General features: G+C 50.8%; 1 rRNA gene. It reads right to left on the reverse strand.

The window, feature by feature from the left end:
• Positions 1-197 precede the first annotated feature (197 nt).
• Positions 198-3,022, reverse strand: a 23S ribosomal RNA gene (locus H6G28_RS36305).
• Between the last annotated feature and the right edge of the window lie 205 nt (positions 3,023-3,227).

Genomic DNA, 3,227 nt, shown 5'->3' on the forward strand with positions numbered 1-3,227 from the left:
AGCGTTTCACCTCTGAGTTCGGGATGTATCAGTGTGGTTCCACCGCGCCATAGGCACCAGGAAAGACAGTGAACAGTGAGCAGTTATCAGTTATCAAACAACTGTCACTAATTCAGAAACCCTGAAGACTGCAAGAAACGCGATATTCACCAATGTATTCACTGTTAACTGTTAAGTGTTAACTGGTAACTGAAATTGAGGTCAAGCCCTCGGTCTGTTAGCACGGCTCGGCTACATACATTACTGCACTTCCACCTACCGCCTAAGAACCTGTGTTCTACAGGTGACCTTACCTACTTAAAGTAGTGAGAACACTCATCTTGAGGTGGGCTTCCCACTTAGATGCTTTCAGCGGTTATCCGCTCCGCACTTGGCTACCCAGCGTCTACTGTTGGTACAATAACTGGTACACCAGCGGTGCGTCCTTCCCGGTCCTCTCGTACTAAGGAAGGCTCCTCTCAATGTTCTAACGCCTGCACCGGATATGGACCGAACTGTCTCACGACGTTCTGAACCCAGCTCACGTACCGCTTTAATGGGCGAACAGCCCAACCCTTGGGACGTACTTCCGCCCCAGGTTGCGATGAGCCGACATCGAGGTGCCAAACCTCCCCGTCGATGTGGACTCTTGGGGGAGATCAGCCTGTTATCCCTAGAGTAACTTTTATCCGTTGAGCGACGGCCATTCCACTCTGCGCCGTCGGATCACTAAGGCCTACTTTCGTACCTGCTCGACTTGTCAGTCTTGCAGTCAAGCTCCCTTTTTGCCTTTACACTCGCCGCACGGTTTCCAAGCGTGCTGAGGGAACCTTTGCGCGCCTCCGTTACCTTTTAGGAGGCGACCGCCCCAGTCAAACTGCCCACCTGAAACTGTCCTTCTACCGGATCACGGTAGGAAGTTAGAATCCTAGCTTCGCCAGAGTGGTATCTCACCGTTGACTCCATATTCCCCACAAGGAATATCTCTTCGTCTCCCACCTATCCTGCGCAAGCGAAGCCCGGACACCATTCCAGGCTACAGTAAAGCTTCATAGGGTCTTTCTGTCCAGGTGCAGGCAGTCCGTATCTTCACAGACATTCCTATTTCGCCGAGTCTCTCTCTGAGACACCATCCAGATCGTTACGCCTTTCGTGCGGGTCGGAACTTACCCGACAAGGAATTTCGCTACCTTAGGACCGTTATAGTTACGGCCGCCGTTCACCGGGGCTTCGGTCGTCAGCTTCATGTTGCCACTGACCAACTTCCTTAACCTTCCGGCACTGGGCAGGCGTCAGCCCCCATACTTCCTCTTACGAGTTTGCGGAGACCTGTGTTTTTGGTAAACAGTCGCCTGGATCTCTTCACTGCGACCCACTCTCGTGGGCACCCCTTCTTCCGAAGTTACGGGGCCATTTTGCCGAGTTCCTTAGAGAGAGTTATCTCGCGCCCCTTAGTTTACTCAACCTCCCTACCTGTGTCGGTTTCGGGTACGGGTACTATATGTTCATCACATCACAAGCTTTTCTTGGCACTATCTTTCACTACTCGGAGTCCGTAAACCCCTCCCAAACCAATCAGGGTGTAGCTATTTTTTATGCGTCCCTCGTCATGCTCCCATATCGTAGTCAGGGAATCTTCACCCTGTGTCCATCGACTACGCCTTTCGACCTCGCCTTAGGACCCGACTCACCCAGAGCGGACGAACCTGGCTCTGGAACCCTTAGGGTTTCGGGGCATTGGATTCTCACCAATGTTTGCGCTACTCAAGCCGACATTCTCACTTCCGTTTCGTCCACAGCTGCTCGCCGCTACTGCTTCTACCTACGACGGAACGCTCCCCTACCGATTAATTTTTCGTTAATCCCACAGCTTCGGTACATCACTTAGCCCCGTTCATTTTCGGCGCAAGACCGCTTGACTAGTGAGCTATTACGCACTCTTTCAAGGGTGGCTGCTTCTAGGCAAACCTCCTAGTTGTCTATGCAGTCTCACCTCCTTTATCACTTAGTGATGATTTGGGGACCTTAGCTGGTGGTCTGGGCTGTTTCCCTCTTGACAATGAAGCTTATCCCCCACTGTCTCACTGGCTGTGTGTCCATCGGGTATTCTGAGTTTGTCTCGATTTGGTACCGGTCTCCCAGCCCGCACCGAAACAGTGCTTTACCCCCCGACTATAATCACAACCGCTGCGCCTCAACACATTTCGGGGAGAACCAGCTAGCTCCTGGTTCGATTGGCATTTCACCCCTAACCACAGCTCATCCGCCGATTTTTCAACATCGGTCGGTGCGGACCTCCACTTGGTGTTACCCAAGCTTCATCCTGGCCATGGTTAGATCACCAGGGTTCGGGTCTATAAACACTGATTATCGCCCTTTTCAGACTCGGTTTCCCTTTGGCTCCAGCATTCTCGCTTTAACCTACCAGTGCCTATAAGTCGCCGGCTCATTCTTCAACAGGCACGCGGTCATCCGTTTAATCGGACTCCCACTGCTTGTAAGCTCACGGTTTCATGTTCTTTTTCACTCCCCTTCCGGGGTTCTTTTCACCTTTCCCTCGCGGTACTTGTTCTCTATCGGTCACACAGTAGTATTTAGCCTTACGAGATGGTCCTCGCTGATTCACATGGGATTCCTCGTGCCCCATGCTACTCGGGATTCAGCTTCTATCCTTTGACTTTCGACTACAAGACTTTCACTTTCTTTGGTGCAGTATTTAGCTGCTTCGTCTAGCCTCTAGATTCGATTTTGCTGTCCCACTACCCCAAAAGATAAATCCTTTGGTTTAGGCTCTTCCCCTTTCGCTCACCACTACTTAGGGAATCTCTTTTGATTTCTTTTCCTCCAGCTACTAAGATGTTTCAGTTCGCTGGGTTCGCTCTTGACTGTCTATATATTCAACAGCCAGTATTCAGGGTTGCCCCATTCGGACACCTCCGGCTCAATGTTTGCTTCCAACTCCCCGGAGTATTTCGTCGGTAACCACGTCCTTCTTCGCCTCTGTGTGCCTAGGTATCCACCATGAGCCCTTTTTCGCTTGACCACAATTAATACATTCGGCTTTCTTCATGCAATCATCTGTCTTTTGCTTCTTGTCTCCAGCTTTTTTTGCTTTTTGACTTTCCACTTTTGACTTTTTGACTGCCTGCTTTTTTCGCGTTTCTATGCAGTTTTCAAGGTTCTGGCTAGGAATCACCCCAGCAGTCTAACCACTTCTTCCTCGCGTTAGGTGCTGTTCTTCCTTCTTT

Origin of the sequence: Nostoc sp. FACHB-190, from assembly GCF_014696905.1 — a bacterium.
Taxonomy (GTDB): Bacteria; Cyanobacteriota; Cyanobacteriia; order Cyanobacteriales; family Nostocaceae; genus Nostoc_B.